Here is a 21,581-nt window from a genome sequence, read left to right as displayed (position 1 = left end):
CCACGGCGCTCGCGCGCTTGGTCGGGACCGCTTCGGAACAGCCCCCGGGCCCCTACCGGTGTTCGGTCACGGCGCGGCGCGCGGTTGCGGCCGGACCGCCCCGGCGCCGCTCACCGCGCCTCCCGCAGGTGGGTGAGGACGGCCAGCACGCGGCGGTGGTCGTCGGGCGTCTGGTGCAGGTCGAGCTTGGTGAAGATCGACCCGACGTGCTTGACGACGGCGGCCTCGCTGACCACCAGGGCGCGGGCGATGGCCCCGTTGGAGCGGCCCTCGGCCATCAGCGCCAGGACCTCGCGCTCGCGGGCGGTGAGGCGGTGCAGCGGCGAACGGTCCCGCCGCCGCGCCAGCAGCCCCCGCACCACCTCCGGGTCGATGACCGTGCCGCCCCCGGCGACCCGCTCCAGGGCGTCCACGAACTCGGCGACCTCCCCGACCCGGTCCTTGAGCAGGTAGCCGACTCCGCCGCCGGTCTCCAGCAGGTCGGCGGCGTAGGAGTGCTCGACGTACTGCGACAGCACCAGGACGGGCAGGCCGGGGCGCTCCCCGCGCAGCGCGAGCGCCGCGCGCAGCCCCTCGTCGCGGAAGCCGGGCGGCATCCGCACGTCGGTGACCACGGCGTCGGGACCGCGGTCGCGGGCGACCCGGTCGCGGACCGCCGCGACCAGGGCCTCGGCGTCCTCGACGGCGACGACCTCGTGGCCGAACCGCTCCAGGATCTGCCGCAGGCCCTCGCGCAGCAGCGCCGAGTCCTCGGCGATCACGACTCGCATGGGATCTCCACCCGAAGGATGGTAGGCCCGCCGGGCGGGCTGGACAGCCGCACGGTCCCGTCGTGGACGGCGACGCGGTCGGCGAGCCCCTGCAGGCCGGTGCCGTCGGCCACGCGCGCGCCGCCCCGGCCGTCGTCGTGGACCTCGATGGACAGGCCGGGGCGGATGACGATCCTGGCGTGCCGCGCCCGGCTGTGCTTGGCGACGTTGGCGAGGGCCTCGGCGACGACGAAGTAGGCGGCCGACTCGATGCCCTCCGGGGGCCGTTCCGGCAGGGCGACGTCGACCTCGACGGGGACCGGCGACCGTTCGGCGAGCGCCTCCACCGCCGCCGCCAGGCCCCGGTCGGTGAGGATCGACGGGTGGATGCCGCGCACCAGGTCGCGCAGCTCCTCCAGCGCGGCGCGGGCCTCCTCCCGCGCCTTGTCGATCAGCTCGGTGGAGCGGTCCAGCCGGGCCAGGCCCAGCGTCATGATCAGGCCGGTGAGGCGCTGCTGCGCGCCGTCGTGCAGGTCGCGCTCGATGCGCCGCCGCTCGGCCTCGAACGCGTCGGCCATCCGCGCCCGCGAGGCCCGCACCTCGACCAGCTCCTCCTCGACCGGCCGCACCAGCAGGGTCCGGGCGAGCGCGGCGCGGGCCCCGGCCAGCGCCGCCAGCGCGTACAGGGTGAGCACGAGGCCGAGCAGCCCGCCGAGCATCAGCGGCCACGTCTCCCGCTGCTGGTCGACGGTGGCCTCGGGCCCGAACTGGATCTGGTCGCCCTTGGCGATCAGCCACGGGGACGAGCCCGCGACGGTCGAGCCGACGACCAGCACGAACGGCACCACCACGTCCACCGCCGCCAGCGCCACCGCCAGCAGCGCGTACCCGAACTCCCGCCAGGTCGCCGCCTCCCGCAGCCGGCACGACATCCACGGCCGCAGCCCCGGGCGCGGCGGGTCGCGGTGCGGGGACGGGGCGGGGCGGCGGTCCATCAGGCGCAGGCGGCGGCGCTCGACCGCCGCGAACCCGACCGCCGACAGCGGGACGCCCGCCAGCAGCCCCAGCCCGATCACCAGCGGCGTCAGCAGGACCCCGCCGGCGAGCAGCACCTCGACCAGCACCAGCCACACGGCCGCGGCGACCGGCCCGGTGACGACGTAGGCCAGCGACCGCCACGGCCAGGACGAGAACACGAACCGCAGGGGGTTGCCCGCCATGGCCCGCCAGACCGTCGCCGCTCCGTTCATCGGGATTTCTCCGTAGGCGCCCCGGCTTTCATGCCGGGGAGGAAACGGACTTTCGCAAAGCAGAGCAGCAAAATCCGAAACGCCGTCAGGACGATTCGACGTCTATCGACCACGAGCCAGCACCTGCTCACAAGGAAACCGGCAGAATGTGAGGCATGGCACGGCAGGTCAAGCGGGCGTTCAAGTACCGCTTTTACCCCACAGACGAGCAGGCAGTCGAACTGTCGCGCACGTTCGGCTGTGTCCGCTTGGTCTACAACAAGGCGCTGGAGGAGCGCACGCGCGCCTGGTACGGCCAGCAGCGCCGAATCTCCTACGCACAGTCGTCCGCAGCGCTGACGCAATGGAAGAAGTCTGAGGAACTGGCGTTCCTCAACGAGGTCTCCTCGGTTCTGCTCCAACAGGCGCTGCGCCACTTGCAGGCGGCGTTCGCCAGCTTCTTCGCCAAGCGGGCCAAGTACCCGCGCTACAAGTCGAAGAAGAAGGCCCGCGCGTCGGCCGAGTACACTCGCAGCGCCTTCACCTGGCGCGACGGAAAGCTCACTCTGGCGAAGATGGCGGAGCCGTTGGACATCCGCTGGTCGCGCCCCCTGCCGCAGGGCACCGAGCCGTCGACGGTGACGGTGTCCCGCGACAGCGCCGGGCGCTGGTTCGTCTCGATGCTGGTCCAGGACACCATCGCCCCGGCTCCCGCCACCGGCACGGCGGTCGGCCTGGACGCCGGGGTCACCGCCCTGGTGACCCTGTCGACCGGGGAGAAGATCACCAACCCTCGGCATGAACGCCGCGACCGCACCCGCCTGGCCAAGGCCCAACGGGAGCTGTCGCGCAAGGCCAAGGGTTCGGCGAACCGGGAGAAGGCCCGCCGCAAGGTGTCCCGGATCCACGCCCGGACCACCGACCGGCGCCGGGATTTCCTGCACAAGCTGACCACTCGTCTCGTCCGTGAGAATCAAACGGTCGTGATCGAGGACCTCACCGTCCGCAACCTGCTGAAGAACGGCCGCCTCGCACGTGCCATCTCCGATGCGGCCTGGGCGGACCTGCGCTCGATGCTGGAGTACAAGTGCGCCTGGTACGGGCGTGAACTCGTGGTGATCGACCGCTGGTTCCCCAGCTCGAAGCTGTGCGGGGCCTGCGGAAGGCTCCGCGAGAGGCTGCCGCTGAACGTCCGAGAGTGGACGTGCGGCTGTGGCACCACGCATGATCGCGATGTGAACGCGGCGCGCGACATTCTGGCCGCCGGGCTGGCGGTGTCGGCCTGTGGAGCCGGTGTAAGACCTCAACGGGAGTCCTCCCGGGCGGGGCGGTCGGCGATGAAGCAGGAAACCCAGCGGGCGACCGCTGGACTCCCCCGACTTTAGGCAGGAGGAGGAAGTCAAGGTGCGACCGTAGGGCAGGTGCCGAGCAGGTGGCGAAGCCGGTCGTGGGAACGGTCCCAGCTCCACTCGTCGCGGACCCACGCCCGGCCCTTCGCGCCCATCGCGCCGGGGTCGGTGAGCAGGGTGACCAGGCGGTCGGCGATCCGGCGCACGTCGTCGTCCACGACGAAGCCGGTCTCCCCGTCCCGCACGGCCTCCGGCGCGCCCCCGGAACGCCCGGCCAGCACCGGGAGCCCGGCCGCCTGCGCCTCCAGGAACACGATCCCGAGGCCCTCGGTCTCCAGCCCCAGCCGCCGGTCCCGGCACGGCATCGCGAACACGTCGGCCGCCGCGTAGAACGGCGGCAGCTCCGCGTGCGGCCGCCCGCCCGCGAACACCACGCCGCCGGGCGCGATCTTCCCGGCCAGGCCCCGCAGCCAGAACTCCTGCGGCCCGTCCCCCACGATCAGCAGGGTCGCGTCCGGGACGGCCGCGCGCACCAGCGGCATGGCCCGGACCAGCCGGTCCTGGCCCTTGCGCGCCACCAGGCGGGAGACGCTGAGGATGACGGGACGGTCGCCCAGGCCGAGGTGCTCGCGCACGCCGGAGCCGTCCCCGGGGCGGAACAGGTCGGCGTCGACGCCGGGGACGAGGCGTTCCAGGCGGGCGCCGGGGCCCCAGGCGCGGGCCATGCGCCGCCGGGTGTCGTCGGTGAGGTAGGTGACGACGTCGGCGCGTTCCCCGATCCGCCGCAGCACCTGCCGCGCGCCGGGGACGCTCGCCCACCACACCTCGTGCCCGTGGGTGGTGGCGACCGAGGGGACCCCGATCCGCCCGGCCATCAGCCCGAGCGGCGCGGCGGCCCCGAACCACACCCGGTCGCAGCCGTACCGGGCGAGGAGGCGGCGGACGTTCCGCACGACGCGCCGGGTGGGCAGCAGCGTCCGCGCCGGGTCGCGCACCACCGGGAACGCCAGCCCCGCGTCGAACGCCGCGTCCCCCTCCTCCCGCGAGGTGTAGACGACGACCTCACCGGCGGGGAAGCGCCGGGCCATCTCGTACACGAAGGTCTCGATGCCGCCGCGCCGGGGCGGGAAGTCGTTGGTGACGATCAGGCAGCGCACGCCGCCACCTCCTCCCGGGGACGCCCCGCGTCCGCGACGGCCCGCGGCCGGTCCCGTCCGGCGGCCCGCGCCCACACCACCAGCACGGCCGGGTAGACGAGGTAGCCCCAGCGGGTGGCGGGCATCAGGGCCGTGGCCAGCGCCAGCCCGAGGGCGAGCCGCCCGGCGGCGGCCCGCAGGTCCCCCGGCGGCCGGACGAGCAGCGACAGCGCCATCGCGGCGGCCGCCGCCCCCAGCGCCGCGAGCGCGGCCGCGTGCCCGTACGCCCCCAGATCGGCCAGCAGCCGCCCCGGCAGCGGGCTGGCGGCGGGCGAGGCGACCCCGGCCAGGCCCAGCGGGAAGCGCACGACGTTCTCGACGAAGCCCCGCGGGTCGACCGCCACGACGGGCAGCACGCCCACCGCGACCACGCCGCCCGCGCCCCCGAGGAACCTGCCCGCCCCGGCGCGGTGCCGCACCACGACCAGGGCCAGGCACACCACCAGCGCGGGCAGCGCGGTCGCCTTGAGCGTCGCCGCGACCCCCAGCGCCAGGCCCGCCGCCCCCGGCCGGTCCCGCGCCGCCAGGGCCAGCCCCAGGCAGACCAGCCCGATCACCGGAAGGTCGTCGCCGCCCACCGCCAGCGGCAGCGCCACCAGCGGTGAGGCCAGCAGGAGCGGCGGCGTGCGCCGCGCGCCCCACAGCAGCGCCGCCGCGAGCACCGCCCCGAAGAGCGGCCGCGCGTCGATCCCGGCCAGCGCCCACGGCACCCCGAACAGCGCCATGCCGGGCAGGTAGGGGTTGTAGCCCTCGTAGCCGCGCCACGCGGCGAGCTCCCCGGTGTCCAGGTAGGGGGTGCCGCGTTCCAGCAGCAGCGCGCCCGCCCGGTGCACGACCCCGACCTCGGGCTGCGCCAGCCCGCCCACCGCCAGCACCGCCAGCGGCAGGAGCGCGGCCCCCGCCGTGACGCCCCAGGCGACCGGTCCGCACCGCGGGCGGCCCGACGCCGCCGCCACCGCGCCCAGCCCGTAGGCGACGGCGGCGCACCAGCCCCACACGCGGTGCGGCGGGAGATGCGTGACCACGGCGGTCCCGGCGGCGAAGGCGGCGAACGCCGCGTACAGCAGGACGTCCGCCCGCCCCTCCCACCACCGCCGGGGGACGTCCGGGGGGACCGACAGCGCCGGGGCGGGCCCGACCCGTGGAACGACCATGAACAACCTGCCTCTGATCAGCGATTCCTCTCGCCACCAGAGAACCGGCCCACGGCGCGCCGATCATTGGGCCCAGCCGCCGTTCCCGGGGTATGGCCAGGTCTACCCCCGGACTCCACCCCGGCTGATTGATCGCGCGAAAGGGCCGGTCAGCGGCCCGCGAGGCGGTCGCTGACCTCCCGCAGCCGCCGCCGCACCGCCGGGTCGTACGCCTGCGGGTGGGCGCGTTCGGCCCGCGTCCGGTCGAAGTACGCGCCCGTGACGTCCGCCAGCCCCGGATCGTCGATCAGCCGCAGGAGGGCGTCGGTGCCCTCCTCCACGGTGCTGAGCGACGCGTGCCCGCTCTCCCGGACCATCGTGGTCGCCATCAGCGACGCCGGGTGCAGGGCGTTCACCGTCACCCCCGTGCCGCGCAGCTCCTCCGCCAGGTCGAACGTGAACATCACCTGCGCGAGCTTGCTGCGCCGGTACGCCGACACGCCGCTGTAGGACCGTTCCAGTTGCAGGTCGTCGAGGTCCAGCGCCTCCTGCCCGGCCGAGGCCACGTTCACGATCCGCGCCGGGGCCGACCGGAGGAGCAGCGGCAGCAGCAGCCGCGTCAGCCGGTACCCGGCCAGGTAGTTGACCGCGAACCGCAGCTCGGTCCCGTCCGGGCCGACCCGCCGCCCGGCCCCCGGCGCGCCGAAGCCGACCCCGGCGTTGTTGACCAGCACGTCCAGCCGGTCGGTCCGGTCGCGCACCCGCTCGGCGAGCCCGTCCACCCCGGCGACCGACGCCAGGTCCGCCAGCAGGACCTCCGGCTCCGGCCCGCCCGCCGCGACGATCTCGTCCCGCGTCGCGCGGGCCCGCGCCGCGTCCCGGCCGTGCAGCAGCACCCGCGTCCCGGCGGCCCCGAGCCGCACCGCCGCCCGCCGTCCGACCCCGTCCGTCGATCCGGTGATCAGCACCGTCCGTCCGGTCATCGCCCCGCCCCTTCCGCGATCGTTCCCTCCCGCGCGAAACGACCCCGGGACGCCGCCCGTTCCCGATCAGTCGGCCGGGGCCGCGTCGGCGATGGCGCGCAGGGCCGCCACATGCCGGTCGAACGCCGCGCGCCCCTCCGCCGTCAGCGACAGCCACGTCCGGGGGCGCTTGCCGACGTACCCCTTGACGACCTTCACATAGCCCGCCTTCTCCAGCGTCGCGGCCTGCTTGGACAGCACCGAGTCGCTGACCTCGACGGTGTCGCGCACGTAGGCGAACTCGGCCTTCTCCGCCGCCGCGAGCACCGCCATGATCGAGAACCGCACGGGCGCGTGGACGACCTCGTCCAGCCCGTGCCGGGGGTGGCCGTGCCCGGTCACGCGAGCCGCCTCGCCGTCGTCCACGCCGCCACGAACGCGGGCGACGCCACCGCCACGGCCCCCACGGCCCACCAGGCGGCCACGCCGGGGAACACCGTGATCCCCAGTGCGAGCACGCCCAGGTAGAGCGCCGTCCAGACCGCCATCATCCACAGGTGGGTCTTCGCCATGCCCCGGTGGGAGACGGGCTGGCGCGCCGCGTAGACGAGCAGCAGGGTGAGGCACGGCACCCAGAACGCCATGCTGCCCACGGCCCCCACCGGCCCCGGGAACAGGCCGACCAGCGGCACCACCACCAGCGACATCACCCCGTAGGCGAGCTGGAACCGCACCAGCCACGTCCGGCCGCGCCGGTCCGTGGCGGCGCCGAGCGCGTGCGCCCTGTCCAGGGCCGCCACGGCGTCCCGTTCGTTCCGTTCACCCATGACATCCTCCGCATCGCCGACCGATGCCGCAATCATGGCAACTACTTTCCAATATGGCAAGTAGTTTCCGGCAGCGAAATCCTCAGCCCACCGAGGCCACGTAACGCACCTGGACCGCCGAACGCCCGCCGCGCTCGACCACCGCCCGCGCCCCGTCCGGGACGAACCCGTGCCGCTCGTAGAAGCGGATCGCCCGCGCGTTGCCCTCCAGCACCCAGAGCACGAGCCCGCGCGTCCCCGGCGCGAGCCCGGCCAGCACCTCCCGCATCAGCGCGCGGCCGCCCCCGCCGCCCCAGCGCCCCGGCTCCAGGTAGATCGCGTAGAGCTCGGCGCGGTCCCCGCCACCGGGGTCGGCGTCGCGCGGCGGCCCGAAGGAGGCGAACCCGACCACCCGCGCCCCGTCGACCGCGACCAGCACCGTCCTCGCGGGATCGGACATCTCGCCCCACCACGTCGCCGCGCGTTCCCGCGGGTCGAGCCCGTCCAGGTACGCGTCGGGGAACACGCCCCGGTACGCCTCCCGCCACGCCGTCACATGCACCCGCGCGACCGCGTCGGCATCGTCCGGCACCGCCCGCCGCACCTCGACATCCATGCCGGAGCAGCGTGGGGGGGCCGTGGAAAACCCCTGGGGACGGCGGGACGGCCGTCGGTAGGGTCACGTCATGATGATCTTCGGTCCGGCCGTCGACGTCCGCCCCCTGTTCCCCCGCGAACGGCGGGCCATGCTCGACCTGCTCACCGCCCTGGGCCCCGCCGAGTGGGCCAGGCCGACGGTGTGCCCCGGCTGGGACGTGCACGACGTCGTCGGCCACGTGCTCAACGACCACATGCGGCGCCTGTCGGGCAGCCGCGACGGGTACGGCGGCGCGGTCTTCGCCGACGACGAGACGCTCCCCGCCTACCTCGCGCGCACCAACGAGGAGTTCGTCCGGGCGTCCCGGCAGCTCAGCCCGCAACTGATGATCGAGCTCCTGGAGCACCTGGGACCGCGGCTCGACGCCCTGTGGGCGACCCGGGACCTCCAGGCCCCGGCCGACCTGAACGTCTCCTGGGCCTCCACCGACGTCGACAGCCCCGCCTGGCTCGACATCGGCCGCGAGTACACCGAGTTCTGGGTCCACCAGCAGCAGGTGCGCGACGCCGTCTCCGTTCCGGGCACCACCGAGCCCGACCTCATGGCCCCGGTGCTGGACGTCTTCGCGCGCGGCCTGCCGCACGCCCTGCGGACGCACGACCGGCCCGAGGGCACCACGACCCACCTGGAGGTGCTCGGCCCGGCGGGCGGACGGTGGGCAGCGATCCGGCAGGACGGACGGTGGCGGATGGCCCCGCCCCAGGGGGAGCCGGACGCACGCGTCTCGATGGACCAGGACACCTTCTGGCGGCTGGCGACCAGGGGCATCACCGTGGACCAGGCCCGTCAGCGGTCGACGGTGGGCGGCGACGCGGAACTCACCGCGGCCGCCACGACCCTGCTCGCGGTCGTCGCCTGAGCGTTCCGCAAGGTCAGGAACACGCCCGCCGGCGCACGGCCATCGCGGGAGCGCCCGGCGACGTCCGGTCCCGAAGGCGCGCAGGCTGACCCGCCGGACGGGGCACGGCCGCGGCGTTCGACCCCGCCGCCGTCTGTGACCGGCGGGCGCACCCGGGCGCGACGCCCGTCAGCGGTAGGCGCCCCGCCGGTGGCAGGCCGCGAGGTGGTCGTCCACCATGCCGCACGCCTGCATCAGCGCGTACGCCGTCGTCGGCCCGACGAAGCGGAACCCGTGCCGCTTCAGCTCCTTGGCCATCGCCTTCGAGCCGGGCGTGGATGCGGGGACGTCCGCCAGCGTCTCCGGCACCGGCGCGTCCGGGTCGGCGTACCGCCACAGCGTCTCGGCCAGCCCGCCGGGCAGGTCCAGCGCGGCCCGCGCGTTGGCGATCGCGGCCTCGATCTTGGCGCGGTTGCGGACGATGGCCGCGTCGTGCAGCAGCCGCTCCACGTCGCCGTCGCCGAACCCCGCGACCTTCTCGGGGTCGAACCCGGCGAACGCCGCCCGGAACCCCTCGCGCTTGCGCAGGATCGTCAGCCACGACAGCCCGGACTGGAACGCCTCCAGGCACAGCCGTTCGTACAGCCCCTGGTCGTCGCGGACCGGGCGTCCCCACTCCTCGTCGTGGTAGGCCACGTAGTCGGGGGCCGACAGTCCCCACGGGCACCGGTGGAGCCCGTCCTCACCCTTGATGGCGGCGGTCATCCCACGGTTCTACCGCACGGGTACGACAGAACGCTCCGCCAGCCGTGCCAGCCGCCGCAGCCCCAGGCCCATGAACGCCCGCACGACCGGCCCGGCGACCAGCCATCCGGCCCGCCCCACCGGCCCGAACGGCAGCTCGACCCTCTCGGCCCACACGAGCCGGCTGTTGGTCCCGGCCCCCGGCGTGACCTCGAACCACGCCTCGCCGCGCACGACCTTCCCGGTGTGCCGCACCGCGACGCGCCGTCCCGGCCGCCAGTCGGTGATGACCATGGTGTCGAGGAACCCGACGGGCCCGATCCCCGTCCACGCCTCCAGGTGCGCGCCGACCTCGCTCCCGCCGCGCGCCGACGTGAACGGCATCCACTCGGCGTGCCGCGGCCAGTCGGTCAGCACCGCGAACACCCGCTCCGGCGCGGCCCGCACGGTGACGGCCGCGTGCACCGCGACGGTGCTCATCGCCCCTCCTCCTTGGGCCGCTTGACCAGCGCGATCGGCTCGGGGTCGGGGTCGTCCTCCTCGAACGGCTCCGTCTCGAACCCGTCGCCCCGCTCCCGGCCCGCCGGAGCGTCCCTGGAGACGGCCGGCGCATCGGCGGCCCCCGCGCGGCCGTTCTCCCCGGCGGGCTCCCCGGGTGCGTCCCCGTCCTCGCGCAAAGGCTCGTACGAGGGCCCGTAAAGATCGTCGGGAGCCGTCCAGGCGTCCTCCTCACCGGCCTCGCCCAGCCGGTGCCGCAACTCGGCGACCCGCTGCTCCAGCATCGCCACCCGCGCGTCGCGTTCGGCCAGCGCGTAGGCCACCCGGTGCAGGGCCTCGTCGGTGAACCCCACGTGGTAGCCCCACAGCCCGCGCGGCAGGCTCAGCATCGCGACCTCGGGCCCGGTGATGGGGCGGGCCGTCGGGATCGGCAGCGGGGGGTTGTCGGGATGCGTCTCGGCCAGCTCCCCGCCCCGGCCCGTCGCCAGGGCGACGACGGCGCCCAGCACGGCCAGCGCGGCGACGATGAGCGCCACAACAACCATCATGCTCCGATCGATCGGACCTCCCCACCGCGGCGCCTCCAGCCCGCGGTGCCTCCCTCCCTCGATCGTGCCACGACCGGGAGCGTGCCGTCGCACCAGCGCACCCGCCCCGCGCATATCCGAGAAAAAGGCGGAGGCCCGCCGCTCCTGCGAGGACGGCGGGCCTCCGGGCCCCGGGCCGGGGTCAGTCGCGCAGCCTCGCCCACGGACCGGTGATCGCGAACGTGACGCCCGGCTCCTGCCGGTTGGCGTACAGGGTCCGGCCGTCCGGGGAGAACGTCACCCCGGCCATCTCGCTGTCGTTGAAGGCGTTGCGCGCGAACGCGAACGGCTCGCCCCTCCGCGTCGCCCCGACCAGGTACTGCTCGCCGTCCCCGTCCTCGGCGAGGATGACCCCGCCGCCGTAGGGCGACACGGTGATGTTGTCGGGCCCGTCGAACCGGCCGCCCGCCTTGAAGATCAGCTCCAGCTCGATCGTGTCGGTCCGCGGGTCGTACTTCCAGACCTGCCCGGCGTGGTCGCGGGCCGCCCCGGACGCCGTGCGCGCGAAGGAGGCGACGAAGTACGCCTTGCCGCGCGCCCACCACGCGCCCTCCAGCTTCTGGCTGCGCGTGATCGTGTCGAACTGCCTGCGGGTCGACTCGGTCGCCGCCGACGGGTCGGGCACCTTCACCCACCGGCACCGGAACCGCGCGCCCGGCTCGTCCACCAGCGACAGGTCCTCCAGCCCCCGCACCTGCATGGCCTCCAGCAGACCGCCCTGCAGATAGCAGTGGTAGTCCCCCCGGTGCGCCCGCGGCCGGAACCGGTAGAACAGCCCGAACGGCCCGCTGGCGTCCTCGGTCAGGTACGCCGTGTGCGTGTGCGGGTCCACCGCCACGGCCTCGTGCGAGAACCGGCCCAGCCCTGTCAGCGGCACCGGCCTGGTCCGCCTCCCGACCGGGTCGACCTCGAACACCCACCCGTGCGACTTGGTCTGCCCCGCGAACCCCTCGGTCTCCTCGCAGGTGAGCCAGGTCCCCCAGGGGGTACGCCCGCCCGCGCAGTTGGTGGACGTCCCGGCGATGCTCACGGTCTGGGCGACGACCTCGTTGTGACGGCCCAGCTCGACCGTCGTGGTCCCCCCGTAGGCGGCCGGGTCGTAGACCAGCGCCTCCGGCGCGACGGGCTTGATCCCCTTGTTGGTCTGCTCGTGGTTGCGGACCAGCCGGACGTTCCCGGGCCGGCTCCCCGGAAAGGTGGCCATCCCGTCGTGCTTGCCGGGCACCTGCCCACCGCCGGGCAGCGCGTCCCCCTGCGCCGAGATGACCTTGTAGGAGAACCCCCGGGGCAGGTCGAGCACGCCCTTGGGATCAGGCACCAGCGGCCCGTACCCGTACGCCTCTCCGGCGGCCTCGGCGGACGTCTGGAAGATCGTGTCGAGGCTCCCGGCCAGCGCGATCGACACCGCCCCGGCAGCCCCACCCTTCATCACCCCGCGACGGGACACGGACATGGCGACTCCTTACACGACGTGAGATCACGCGAACCCTCCCGCCCCATCCCGAACGCCGAGTGAACGCCTCTCCAACGGCCGCCCAACCCTCGGACACAGCGGCCAACACCATCACCGGAACTCCCAAGCCACGAAAACATCGAAAATAAATTCGGGACAAAAAAGACAATTTATGACTGTCGACTGACTGATTATGGACAACTTCAGTTGAAAGCGTCCCTACATAAGCCTTTTCTTGGTACTCATGTCAGCCTCGCCTTGAAACGGCGCCGGACATCGAGGCCATGGGGAGGCCGTCGTGGAGCAGCCGAGACTGTGGTGGCAGTCGGTCTACCCATCGGACTGGGCCGTCTTCTCTCTTTCCGACGATCTGTCACGTGAGCGCTACACCGCCCTGTTGGCCGCGCTCGAGGAACTGTCGACCCGGGGCCCCATGGCCAACCTCGAGGAGGTCGCGTCCCAGCTCCACGACGTCGGGTTCCACGACCCCCTGCCCGAGCAGGAGCTGCGGAACGCGTTGGACAGACTGAAGGACGACGGACTCGTCGAACCGTTCCGCGACTACACCGCCCCCGTCCGTAACTACCAGGGTCTGATCGTCCGTCAGGAGGCATGGGCGCTGACTCAGAGGGGACGCAACGTCGTCGCGGCCGTGCGCGCCGCCGTGGTCGACGCCCGCCGGGCGCTCCAGCTCCCCAGCCGCCTGCTCGACAGCGTCGCCGCCACGATCAGCGAGATCATCGCGCACTTCGGGCCCGAGGAGGACCACGGCCTGCTGCCCATGAATCTCGACGACGTCCGCACGCGCATCGACGAGCTGCAACGCGTGACCGCTGACTTCTACACCGCCCTCGCCCGGCTGGTTCAGGCGGACGTCACCGACGACAACCTGTTCGGTGAGAATCGAGATCGCATCATCGAAGCGCTGCGCCAGTTCCCGCGCGAGTACGAGCGCGGCCTGGCCCGGGTCGAGCACCAATTGGAGAACCTGCGGAAGGTGGGCCACCGCCACATCGTCGAGACCGCCGTCGCACACGCCGGCCTCATCGACGCCCGCGACCAGCAGCACTGGATCGAGGAGCGGGTGCGGCGGCTGTCTGATCTGGAGGCGTGGTTCACTTCCGACGGCACCGTCCAGCAGTTGATCTCCTCCGCCTCCGGCGCCGTCTACACACTCCTGGTCGCCATCGACCGGCGTTACTCGGCCCGCCGTCGCGGCTCCGACCTGGGCGCCGACTTCCATGCCCTGGCGCAGAGCCTGCACCGGCAGGCCGACGACGAGGACGCCCGTCGCGTCTACGCCGCGGCCTTCGGGGACTGGCCCGCCTGGCACGCGGTCGTCCCGCTCGCCGAGGAGGACGTCGCGCACGGCACCGAGGCGGCGGCCAAGCCCGACCGTCACCGGATCGAGGTGACGCTGCGTGAGCACGAACGGCAGGGACGCGCCAGCGGTCGCCCCCGCCGCGTCCCCGACACCACCGTCCAACGCGATGCGGCGCTGGCCCAGGCCAGGGCCGAAGCCGAACGCAGGCGCCGCCTGACCGCGTTGCTGATCACCCCTGGTGAGGTCACGCTCGGCCACTTCGACGGCTTGGACGCCGAGGCCGCCGAAGCCTTGTTCCGCGCCGTCGAGACCGCACTGGCGCGTATCGATCCGACGACCGGGGTCGGCATCGGACGGGTCGACGGCGCGGACGTGCTGGTCGAGGTCCGCCATGGCGCTCCCCGCACCGCCCGGGCGGCCCTCGCCGAAGGCGTACTGACCACGCGCGACCTGCGCATCCGTGTCGTCTCCACCGAGTCAGGCCAGGCCGAGGACACCGCCCGGAGCATCGCATGAGCGAGCGTCTCCTCGACCCCGATCTGCGGGACGCCGCCCGTGTCCTGAACGCGACCGGTCGTCTCCGTGCCGAGATCGATCCCGAGCTTTACCGGGCGGCGCTCAAAGAGCGCCAGCTTCTCGCCACGTTCTTCCACGAGGAGCTCGGTTGGACGCTGGAGGTGCTGGAAGCGGCCGAGCTGGTCCGCCTGCACAAGCGGAGGGCAGACGCCCCCGCCGACCGGGGCCCATGGTTGCGGCGGACGCGCGGTGACGGTCCGCTCGCCCCAAGGACGGTCCTGGTGTGCTGCGCGCTGGTCTGCGAACAGTTGTGGCGCAGATCCCGCATGAGCCTTCGGGACCTGCTCCAGGCCATCGCGCAGGTCTGCGCCGCCGAGGCCGATGCCGGAACGCTCCCGGAGTTCCCGGTCGTCGCCGCCGAGGGCGTCAGCAAGCAGACCGCACGGAGCAACCGGCAGGTCCTGGTGGACGTGCTGAAACTCCTGGTGGCGGAGGGAACGGTCACCGTGGACGCCGACCTCGACCAGGCGGTGGACGACGAGGACGCCGACCTGGTGGTCACCGCCTCCCGGGAACGGCTGGCCGCCAAGTTCTCCTCCCTGTCACCGCTGCTTCTCGATCTGGCGTCGTTGCCTCCCGACCAGCACGCCGCGGCGCTGTCGCAGGGAACGCTGCCCGACCGCACCCCATCGGCCGTTCCCGACACCGCCCGCTCGATCGAGGACCGCCGGCTGCGCCTGCTGCGCAGGCTCGCCGATGATCCGGCCACTGATCCGACGGACGACCTGACGGAAGGCTCGCCCTACCTCCACACCATCACCGGACGCGACCGTGCCCTCAATCTCCTGACCTCCCTCGGCTACAACGCGACGGTCCGTCGCGACTGGTGGGAGGTGACCGATCCCAGCGGCGACGGCAGCGGCATCACGTTCCCCAACGGACGCCGTACCGAACGCCAGGCGGCCCTGGCGCTCCTCGCCGTATTCCCCCGGCGCTCCGACCCCATGTCCCCGCTCCGCATGGACGAAGCGGTCGACGTACTGGAGCAGGCGAGGCAGGACCGTCCCCGCTGGGCCTCCGCCTACACCGGACGTCTGGCGGCGCTCGCCCGCGCCGCCGCCGCCGAGCTGGTCGCCGTCGGATTGCTGCGCCCCGACCCCCGTGACGCGGACGCGTGGCTTCCCACACCCGGCATCCACCTGTGGCGGGTCAAGGTCCGCTCCGGCACCGGCGCCAAACCCTCGACCGAGGCCACCCCGGCGGCCCAGGACACGCTGCCGCTCACCGACGAGGACCCGAGGAGCACGCCGTGACGCAGGAGGAGAAACCGTTCCGGTGGCCGGAGACGGCGACGTTCGGCGAGCCCGGCTCCGCCGGACGCTGGCAGCCCACGCGGGCGGGAGCGGTCAACTCCTGGGCGTGGGCGGACGAGACGCTGTGGTTCGCCGACGGCTGGCTCGCGCTGGCCGGCCCCAACGGCTCGGGCAAGTCCCTCACCGCCTCCATGCTGATCACCGTGCTGCTGGACGCCGAGACCTCGCAGAAGGCGCTGTCGGTGTCCGGCAAGGCGAGCGGCACCCTCGCCAGCAGGCACACCGACCGCAGGGAACAGGAGGATCGGACCGGCGCGTGGTGGCTGGAGTACGGCCTGCGGGACGAGACCACCGGGCGCACCGAATACCTCACCACGGGCATGTGGCTGCGAGCCGTCAACGGCAAGCTGCACCGGGCCTTCTTCCTCGTGCCCGCCCGTGTCGGCCATGACCTGGCTTTGAGACGCGAGAACGAGGCGGTGCGCATCGACGATCTGGCCGGGCAGCTCGCCGCCCACCGGGGCGAGCTGTTCACCTCCTCCAGCAAGCTTCGCCCACCGGCCGCCGCCGAGCTGCCGTCCGTCGGCGACGAGCACGAGTTCCGTCACGCGGTCCGGACCCGTCTGTTCGATCCGCTGAACGAGATCCAGTTCGACGCGCTCATCAGCGTGCTCCGCAGCCTGCGCAGCGTCCGTACCGCCGAGGCGATCTCTCCGGAGCGGATGCGCCAGGTCCTCACCGACGCGCTGCCCGCGCTCGAACCCGACCAGCTCAAGGTCGTCGCCGACACGCTGGAACGGATCTCCGAGCTGGAGAAGCAGCTCGACCGCTCCCGCACGGAGGCCGGTCTGCTGGCCACCGTCGAGCGCCGCTACCGCAGCTACCGCAACGCGATCGCCCAGCTCCAGGCGGCCGAGCTGGCCGCCGCCAACACCGCCTACGACGACCAGACCCGCGCCGCGCGCCAAGCGAACGAGACCCTGACCGCCGCTGAGCAGACCGTTGAGGAGATCGACGAACGGCTGACAGAGACACGCGGCGAGGTGGCCCGGCTGGAGGGCGAGTTCGCCGCCGCCGACCGAGCGCTCAACGAACACGCCGGAGCGGAGCTTCCGCTGCGCGAGGAGCTCGCCGCCAATCTGGACACCGCCGCCGAGGAGGCCGAGAGCAGAGCCCAAGAGGCGGCGCGGGCCGCCGAGGGGACCGAGCAGCAGGCGTCAGACGCGGCGGCCGACGTGCAGCGGGGCCAGCGCCATCTACGGAAACTCACCGACGACCTTCGCCGCCAGAGCGGGCGGCTGGGAGCCGAGTCCGCCACCGACCGGCTGCTCGCCGCCTACCGCGACCTCTGCGACGCCGCGCCGCACGCCGCTCCACCGTCCCTCGACCTGGAGACGCTGTCCGGCACGCCGTCGGCGTGGGTCGAGACCCGCGTCGAGCAGATCCGCCGCGTCCAGGGAGCGTTGCGGCAACACGGCGAAGCCCAGACGACCGAACGCGCCCTCTCCCAGGCACACCGCAGGGCCGAAGACGACGAGACCGAGGCGGACAACGCCGCCGAAGCCGCCGCCGAGTCCACCCGGCAGACCGAGACCGCGTTCCTCGACGCCCTCGCCGCCTGGGCGGGCTCCCTTCACCGGCTCCAATCTCCCCCGTCTGAGCTCTGCTCCCCTGAGGGAGACGACCGGTATCCCACCGGCCAGATGGAAAGGTGGCTGTCCACCGAGGTCGCCGCTACGCGCGACCGCATCGACCTGCCCGGTCACCGGCAACGGGCGGCCACCGACGACGCCGTGGCCCGCTCAGCAGAGCAGGCCGCCGACAACGCGCGCACCGCCCACCGCCGCTCCCTCGAACAGATCGACACCGCGGCCCGGGAGCTCCACACCGCACAGGACGAGGCCGACGCCGAAGCGGAGACCGACACGACGACGCTCGCCCAGGCGAGATCCGCTCACACTCAAGAAATCACCGGGGCTCGGGACATGGTGTCCGCGGCCCAGGCACGGAAGTCCGAGGCCGAGGCGCAGGCGAGTCGGGCCGCCCGCGACTGGTTGGCGAGCGCCTACCACTGGCGGTCATCCCTGGTCCACCTGGACGCCCGCGCCATCCCGCTCCCCGACCCCGCCGACACCACCGTCGAGCCGGCCTCCGTCCGGATGGCCGCCTACGATGCCCACGCGTCCGCCGCCGGAACCCTCCACCAGCGCGTCTCCGCCGCCCGCGAGGCCGTCGACCGCGTCGCCGAGGACATCACCGGGCTGCGCGCCGACCTGGACCGGGCGCGGCAGGCGGCGCCCGTCCCCGACGCCCCCGCCTGGCGGTCTCGGGAGCCCGGCGACGGCACACCGCTGTGGGCGCTGGTCGACTTCGCCGATCACCTCGCTTCCGAGGAAGCCGATCGGATCGAGGGCGCACTGCTGGTGTCCGGCCTCCTCGACGCCCTGATCAGCCCGCATGGCCGACCGGTCCGGGGCGATGTCGTCGTCACCCCGGACCCGTTCCCCGGCGGCCGCACGCTCGCCGCCGTGCTCAAGCCCGACCCCCATCCGGACGTGCCCACCGACGAGGTCCTGCGGCTCCTGTTTTCGATCCCCGTCGACCAGCCCGGCACCGCGCTCGGCGACGGCACGGTGCGAACCGGTGTGCTCACCGCCGCATGTCCGGACGGCTACCGCGCTTCGTTCATCGGCCGTACGGCCCGTGAACGCGCACGCCAGCAACGCGTCGCACTGCTGGAGGAACGGCTCTCCGCACGCGAACGGGACCTGAGCGCCGCCCAAGCAGAACTCCACACGCGCGAGGAGGACGTCAAAGCCGCAGCCGCCGAACGCGACGGGCTTCCCCCCATGGGCACGCTCATCTCCGCCCGCAGCCACCTGGCGGAGATGGAACGGCGACTGGCCACCACCGAGCAACAGGCCCAGCAACGCACTGCCCGAGCCGATGCCGATCTCCAGAAGGTCATGGCGGGCCTCGACCGGCGAGCCTCCGAACGCTTGGCACACCTGGCCCGGTTCCAGCAGAACCTCACCCATGTGCAACAGGTGGCCGAGACGGCCGACGCCGCCGCCACCGAAGCGGAGCAGGCCGCCACCGAACTCCGCGAAATCGCCGAGACCAGCGAGAACGCCCGCCAGGAAGCAGCCCGGGCCCAGGAGGAGACGGATGAGGAACATGCCCTGTTCCCCCGAACCGCGCTCGTCGCGCTGATCTCCGCGCATCGGGCCGAGGACGCCGCCGAAGAAGCACTCGACCGCGCCCATGCCGCCGTCGTCTCCGCCGCCGAACAGCACAGCAAGGCCACCGAGCAGGTCAAGAAGGCACTGCGCGTCCTCAACGACGCGGCGGCACTGCCCGACGGCTCACTGCTGCCCACCTCCCACGACGCGCTCGACAAGCACGCCCGAGCGGTCACCGCCCTCGAACGGCTGGTCACCGACGGCGCATCGGCCGCGCGCCGCTGCATCGACCTGATGAAACTCGCCCACCGCGACCACGGCACCGCCACCGCCTCCCGGACCACCGCCGTCCGGGAGGCCGAGAAGGCGGCCGAGGCCCGCCGCACCGCGACGACCGCGCTCGCCGAGGTCCGCAAGCTCCGCGAGCTGCACGGCGCTGACTACGAAGAACTACGCGAGACCCGTGACCACCTCTCCGGTCAGCTCGACCAGGCCACATTCCAAGTCACGGCCCTGACGCGCGAGCAGCACCAGGCAGAGCTTCGGGCCAACACCGCACAAGTCACCCTCGACAACATCGAACCCCGGCGCAAAGCCGCCGAGCAGGAACGCGACCGCTGCCTGCGCGCGTTGGGCCGCCTGGTCGACGAGGGGCTGGCGGTCATGCCCGACGATATCCCGGCCGACGCGTCCGGCCGTCCCGCCCACCTGACGGCGGGCCTCACCTGGGCCCGAAAACTGCTGGCCGACCGGACCGCGCACGCCGAGCGCCGCACCCAGCTCGTCCAGTTCCGCGACCGATCCCTGGCGGCCCTGGAGACGAGCGCCCGCGACGCCAGCGCCGCGCTGGCCCGCTTCAACCGGCAGGTCGTCCTCATCTCGGTCGAGGAGGCCGCGTGGCGACGCGCCCTGGTCGCCGAACCCGACTCCGCACGCGGCGAGGACCTGACCGCCGCGCTGGAATCCCTACAGGCGGGCATCGCCCAGCTTGAGGACGACCTGCGCGACGATGTGAAGCACGCGATGCGCGCCGGGATGTTCACCCGTCTCCGCAAGGACATCCTGGTCCGCCGGGACGCCGCCCTCCAACTGGTAGGGCAGATCAGAAAGACGCTGAAGGACGTGCGCACCGGCGTGGCCGAGGTCGGCATCCAGGTCGCCTGGGGCGTCCGCGAGCAGGACGAGCACGCCGTCCAGATGATCGATCTCGTCACCCGGACCGCGTCCGAGGAGACCTTCGAGAAGATGTACGACGTCCTGCGTCAGCGCATGGACGAGAAGGCCGGAGAGCCCTGGGTCGAGCGGGTCGCCTACGCCTTCGACTACCGGCAGTGGCACGACTGGAAGATCTCCGTGACCCACGCCTCGTTCGGCGACTCCTCGCACGCGACGTTCAAGGAGATCACCACGCGCTCCAACCCCCTGGAGTCGCTGTCCACCGGCGAGCGCAGGCTCGCCACCATGCTGCCGCTGCTGGCCGCCGCCTGGTCGATGTACTCCGGCGCGGACTACCGGGGTCCCCGGCTGCTGTCGATCGACGAGATCGACGCCGCCTTCGACGAGCCGAACCTGCGGCAGGTCCTGGCACTGCTGCGCTCCTGGGACTTCGACGTGCTGGCGACCACCCCGTCCATCACCCCCATGATCAAGGAGGAGGCGGGCCGGGCGATGGTGCACCAGGTCGTCGCGGAAGGCCGTCACCGCGTCACCGTCCCCTGGCTGTGGGAGGGGCATGGCGAACCCCGGCTGCTCACCATCGACCACGATCTGGAACCCGCGTCATGACCGGCGATCTGGCCTCGCTCGTGGAAGACCCGGACTTCGCGCCGTTCTGGCGGGCCCTGCACGACCGGCTGTGCGAGAGGGGCGCGCCGGAGCAGCTCGCCACGCTGAGAGTGCCCGACCTACCTCTGTTCGCAAAGGCACAGCTCAATGCGCTGCTGAACGCCTCCACCGGACGCGGCCCGGCGGTCAAGGTCAACGGGACGGCCGCCACGGTGCCGCTTCGTGCCCTGCTCAGGAGGACCGGTACCGCCCCGCAGGACCTCGTCGCCCTCGCCGAACGGGCAGTCGGTAAACCCGTAGAGAACCGCGCCGCCGTCCGGCAGGCCGAGACCGACCGACGCCGCACGCTCTGGGACCACGCCACCGCCGCCCTCCCCCGCTTCCCACGACTGGTCACCCGCCTGAAAGCCAGCGGAATCGGAGCCGACGAACCCGAGGCCCGCCGCCTCATCGACACGCTGGCTCAGGTGACCGACGGCCTCCCCTACGCGCCTCCCGTGAGTCTGCCGAAACTCGCCCACGACTGCGCCGGCGACCCGCACTACTTCGACCCGGGCACCATCAACAGGACACGGCTCGTCGACGCCGTCACCGAGTTCACCGGCCGCGCCGACCCGACGTTCCCCCACCAGGCCCCCGCCCTGCTGGCTGGGGTCGGCATCCTGACCGACCGGCTCTCCAACATCGTCCTGTTGCACCGCGTCAGGGTCGCCGGCGACGGCGTCATCGACCGGCGACTCCGCGCCTCGCCGGTCCCGGTCGCGCTCACCCTGCTGGATCTGACCCGCGAACCACCGACCCTGGCTCCACAGATCCTGACGGTCGTGGAGAACCCTTCTTTGCTGGAGGCGGCCATGTCCTGGGGTGCCGACGTCGCGCTCGCCTGCACCAGCGGCCATCTGCGCGCCGTCGACCACGCCCTCCTCCAACTGGCGCACGACCAGGGCGTGACCCTTCGCTACGCGGGCGATCTCGACCACGACGGCTTCCAGATCGCGGCCACCGTCGCCGACCTGTACGGCGCGGAGCTGGTCGCGATGGACGCCGAGACGGTCGCCGAAGCGGCGGAGCCCCCCGGCTCGGTACCGCTCCGCCAGCAGTTCGATCCCGAACTCAAACGCACGCTCGGCCTCACCGACCACGCGGTGTTCCAGGAGAACGACGCGGTGATCCGCCGTGTCCTGAACGTCGGCCCGGTCTCGTGATGGCCCGTTCTCAACCGGTGTGCACGTCGGTGCGCACTATTACCATCTGTCCAT

18 protein-coding genes are annotated in these 21,581 nt (G+C 73.1%); 6 read left to right on the top strand and 12 right to left on the bottom strand.

Annotation, left to right across the window (positions count from 1 at the left end; all coding sequences use genetic code 11):
* Positions 1-110: 110 nt before the first annotated feature.
* Positions 111-770: a response regulator transcription factor gene (locus HNR61_RS01685; protein WP_182841338.1), complete on the bottom strand. Its 660-nt coding sequence runs from the start codon at positions 768-770 to the stop codon at positions 111-113.
* Positions 758-1,999 (bottom strand): sensor histidine kinase, encoded by a 1,242-nt coding sequence (locus HNR61_RS01680; RefSeq protein WP_220508852.1) that lies wholly within the window; start codon positions 1,997-1,999, stop codon positions 758-760. The genes HNR61_RS01685 and HNR61_RS01680 overlap by 13 nt, the downstream gene beginning before the upstream one ends.
* Before the next feature lie 155 nt (positions 2,000-2,154).
* On the opposite strand from HNR61_RS01680, the gene HNR61_RS01675 reads away from it, so the two are divergent.
* Positions 2,155-3,363 (top strand): RNA-guided endonuclease InsQ/TnpB family protein, encoded by a 1,209-nt coding sequence (locus tag HNR61_RS01675; RefSeq protein ID WP_182841337.1) that lies wholly within the window; start codon positions 2,155-2,157, stop codon positions 3,361-3,363.
* 14 nt (positions 3,364-3,377) lie between these two features.
* On the opposite strand, the gene HNR61_RS01670 is transcribed toward HNR61_RS01675, so the two are convergent.
* The 6 genes from HNR61_RS01670 to HNR61_RS01645 form a co-directional block, all read right to left on the bottom strand.
* Positions 3,378-4,484, bottom strand: a complete 1,107-nt coding sequence (locus HNR61_RS01670) for a glycosyltransferase family 4 protein (RefSeq protein WP_312897714.1) — start codon at positions 4,482-4,484, stop codon at positions 3,378-3,380.
* Complete coding sequence (locus tag HNR61_RS01665) at positions 4,472-5,677, bottom strand: glycosyltransferase 87 family protein (protein ID WP_182841336.1); 1,206 nt, start codon at positions 5,675-5,677, stop codon at positions 4,472-4,474. The genes HNR61_RS01670 and HNR61_RS01665 overlap by 13 nt, the downstream gene beginning before the upstream one ends.
* Positions 5,678-5,826: 149 nt before the next feature.
* The gene (locus HNR61_RS01660; protein WP_182841335.1) at positions 5,827-6,639 is read right to left on the bottom strand and encodes an SDR family NAD(P)-dependent oxidoreductase; all 813 of its coding nucleotides are present in this window, start codon (positions 6,637-6,639) and stop codon (positions 5,827-5,829) included.
* A gap of 66 nt (positions 6,640-6,705) precedes the next feature.
* Positions 6,706-7,020 (bottom strand): winged helix-turn-helix domain-containing protein, encoded by a 315-nt coding sequence (locus tag HNR61_RS01655; RefSeq protein ID WP_312897713.1) that lies wholly within the window; start codon positions 7,018-7,020, stop codon positions 6,706-6,708.
* Complete coding sequence (locus HNR61_RS01650) at positions 7,017-7,445, bottom strand: hypothetical protein (RefSeq protein WP_182841334.1); 429 nt, start codon at positions 7,443-7,445, stop codon at positions 7,017-7,019. The genes HNR61_RS01655 and HNR61_RS01650 overlap by 4 nt, the downstream gene beginning before the upstream one ends.
* An 82-nt stretch (positions 7,446-7,527) precedes the next feature.
* Positions 7,528-8,040, bottom strand: coding sequence for a GNAT family N-acetyltransferase (locus HNR61_RS01645; RefSeq protein WP_182841333.1), 513 nt, complete (start codon positions 8,038-8,040; stop codon positions 7,528-7,530).
* A 70-nt stretch (positions 8,041-8,110) separates the two neighbouring features.
* Between HNR61_RS01645 and HNR61_RS01640 the strand changes: the two genes are divergently transcribed.
* The gene (locus HNR61_RS01640; RefSeq protein ID WP_182841332.1) at positions 8,111-8,941 is read left to right on the top strand and encodes a maleylpyruvate isomerase family mycothiol-dependent enzyme; all 831 of its coding nucleotides are present in this window, start codon (positions 8,111-8,113) and stop codon (positions 8,939-8,941) included.
* Positions 8,942-9,109: 168 nt separating this feature from the next.
* Here HNR61_RS01640 and HNR61_RS01635 read toward each other — a convergent pair whose 3' ends face one another.
* The 4 genes from HNR61_RS01635 to HNR61_RS01620 form a co-directional block, all read right to left on the bottom strand.
* The gene (locus HNR61_RS01635; RefSeq protein WP_182841331.1) at positions 9,110-9,685 is read right to left on the bottom strand and encodes a DNA-3-methyladenine glycosylase I; all 576 of its coding nucleotides are present in this window, start codon (positions 9,683-9,685) and stop codon (positions 9,110-9,112) included.
* 9 nt (positions 9,686-9,694) lie between these two features.
* On the bottom strand, positions 9,695-10,144 hold the full coding sequence (locus tag HNR61_RS01630) for an SRPBCC family protein (RefSeq protein WP_182841330.1): 450 nt from the start codon (positions 10,142-10,144) through the stop codon (positions 9,695-9,697).
* Positions 10,141-10,710 (bottom strand): hypothetical protein, encoded by a 570-nt coding sequence (locus HNR61_RS01625; protein ID WP_182841329.1) that lies wholly within the window; start codon positions 10,708-10,710, stop codon positions 10,141-10,143. Before HNR61_RS01625 ends, HNR61_RS01630 begins: the two co-directional genes overlap by 4 nt.
* A gap of 181 nt (positions 10,711-10,891) precedes the next feature.
* Positions 10,892-12,202, bottom strand: a complete 1,311-nt coding sequence (locus HNR61_RS01620) for an alkaline phosphatase PhoX (protein WP_182841328.1) — start codon at positions 12,200-12,202, stop codon at positions 10,892-10,894.
* 298 nt (positions 12,203-12,500) lie between these two features.
* Here HNR61_RS01620 and HNR61_RS01615 point away from each other — a divergent pair, with 298 nt between their 5' ends.
* Genes HNR61_RS01615 through HNR61_RS01600 form a run of 4 tightly spaced genes read left to right on the top strand, consistent with a single transcriptional unit; the run spans position 12,501 to position 21,527 of the window.
* The gene (locus HNR61_RS01615) at positions 12,501-14,042 is read left to right on the top strand and encodes a DUF2397 family protein (RefSeq protein WP_182841327.1); all 1,542 of its coding nucleotides are present in this window, start codon (positions 12,501-12,503) and stop codon (positions 14,040-14,042) included.
* The gene (locus HNR61_RS01610; protein ID WP_182841326.1) at positions 14,039-15,355 is read left to right on the top strand and encodes a DUF2398 family protein; all 1,317 of its coding nucleotides are present in this window, start codon (positions 14,039-14,041) and stop codon (positions 15,353-15,355) included. Before HNR61_RS01615 ends, HNR61_RS01610 begins: the two co-directional genes overlap by 4 nt.
* On the top strand, positions 15,352-20,322 hold the full coding sequence (locus tag HNR61_RS49805; protein ID WP_182841325.1) for an SbcC/MukB-like Walker B domain-containing protein: 4,971 nt from the start codon (positions 15,352-15,354) through the stop codon (positions 20,320-20,322). The genes HNR61_RS01610 and HNR61_RS49805 overlap by 4 nt, the downstream gene beginning before the upstream one ends.
* The gene (locus tag HNR61_RS01600) at positions 20,319-21,527 is read left to right on the top strand and encodes a TIGR02679 domain-containing protein (RefSeq protein WP_182841324.1); all 1,209 of its coding nucleotides are present in this window, start codon (positions 20,319-20,321) and stop codon (positions 21,525-21,527) included. The genes HNR61_RS49805 and HNR61_RS01600 overlap by 4 nt, the downstream gene beginning before the upstream one ends.
* Positions 21,528-21,581 lie beyond the last annotated feature (54 nt).

It is taken from the genome of Actinomadura kijaniata, assembly GCF_014138665.1.
In the GTDB taxonomy this organism is placed as follows: domain Bacteria; phylum Actinomycetota; class Actinomycetes; order Streptosporangiales; family Streptosporangiaceae; genus Spirillospora; species Spirillospora kijaniata.
This window is presented reverse-complemented; position numbering and strand designations above follow the sequence as displayed.

What these genes read in the sequence shown, in the direction of transcription:
- HNR61_RS01685 (WP_182841338.1), bottom strand. Translation starts at nt 770, where the DNA reads ATGCGAGTCGTGATCGCCGAGGACTCGGCGCTGCTGCGCGAGGGCCTG.
- HNR61_RS01680 (WP_220508852.1), bottom strand. Translation starts at nt 1,999, where the DNA reads ATGAACGGAGCGGCGACGGTCTGGCGGGCCATGGCGGGCAACCCCCTG.
- HNR61_RS01675 (WP_182841337.1), top strand. Translation starts at nt 2,155, where the DNA reads ATGGCACGGCAGGTCAAGCGGGCGTTCAAGTACCGCTTTTACCCCACA.
- HNR61_RS01665 (WP_182841336.1), bottom strand. Translation starts at nt 5,677, where the DNA reads ATGGTCGTTCCACGGGTCGGGCCCGCCCCGGCGCTGTCGGTCCCCCCG.
- HNR61_RS01660 (WP_182841335.1), bottom strand. Translation starts at nt 6,639, where the DNA reads ATGACCGGACGGACGGTGCTGATCACCGGATCGACGGACGGGGTCGGA.
- HNR61_RS01650 (WP_182841334.1), bottom strand. Translation starts at nt 7,445, where the DNA reads ATGGGTGAACGGAACGAACGGGACGCCGTGGCGGCCCTGGACAGGGCG.
- HNR61_RS01645 (WP_182841333.1), bottom strand. Translation starts at nt 8,040, where the DNA reads ATGGATGTCGAGGTGCGGCGGGCGGTGCCGGACGATGCCGACGCGGTC.
- HNR61_RS01640 (WP_182841332.1), top strand. Translation starts at nt 8,111, where the DNA reads ATGATGATCTTCGGTCCGGCCGTCGACGTCCGCCCCCTGTTCCCCCGC.
- HNR61_RS01635 (WP_182841331.1), bottom strand. Translation starts at nt 9,685, where the DNA reads ATGACCGCCGCCATCAAGGGTGAGGACGGGCTCCACCGGTGCCCGTGG.
- HNR61_RS01630 (WP_182841330.1), bottom strand. Translation starts at nt 10,144, where the DNA reads ATGAGCACCGTCGCGGTGCACGCGGCCGTCACCGTGCGGGCCGCGCCG.
- HNR61_RS01625 (WP_182841329.1), bottom strand. Translation starts at nt 10,710, where the DNA reads ATGATGGTTGTTGTGGCGCTCATCGTCGCCGCGCTGGCCGTGCTGGGC.
- HNR61_RS01620 (WP_182841328.1), bottom strand. Translation starts at nt 12,202, where the DNA reads ATGTCCGTGTCCCGTCGCGGGGTGATGAAGGGTGGGGCTGCCGGGGCG.
- HNR61_RS01610 (WP_182841326.1), top strand. Translation starts at nt 14,039, where the DNA reads ATGAGCGAGCGTCTCCTCGACCCCGATCTGCGGGACGCCGCCCGTGTC.
- HNR61_RS01600 (WP_182841324.1), top strand. Translation starts at nt 20,319, where the DNA reads ATGACCGGCGATCTGGCCTCGCTCGTGGAAGACCCGGACTTCGCGCCG.